Genomic DNA, 241 nt, shown 5'->3' on the forward strand with positions numbered 1-241 from the left:
CCACCCCTCCTGCGGTGGCATCCAGGCGGCCGATCGCCAACTGCGTCAGGGTCAACGTCTTTTCACCGGTCTTCTGGCCGAAGCCCAGCCCGTGACCGTCACTGTCAAAGGTCTCGACCGTGAGGATAAGGTCATCAGGAAAATAATTGGCGTCTACCGGGTGGTCATGCAGCATCGCTTCGCGCAGGCGCGTCGCCGCATAGGTGTGCAAGTCCGGCAGACCGTCCTGAATGCCCTGGGC

The 241-nt window shown here is 62.2% G+C and carries 1 protein-coding gene; it reads right to left on the reverse strand.

Features of this window, described 5'->3' with window-relative positions; all coding sequences use genetic code 11:
- Positions 1 to 241: dermonecrotic toxin domain-containing protein (locus FQ664_RS23890; RefSeq protein ID WP_144175364.1), on the reverse strand; the 241-nt coding region annotated here is incomplete at both ends.

Origin of the sequence: Pseudomonas persica, assembly GCF_900291015.1 — a bacterium.
In the GTDB taxonomy this organism is placed as follows: domain Bacteria; phylum Pseudomonadota; class Gammaproteobacteria; order Pseudomonadales; family Pseudomonadaceae; genus Aquipseudomonas.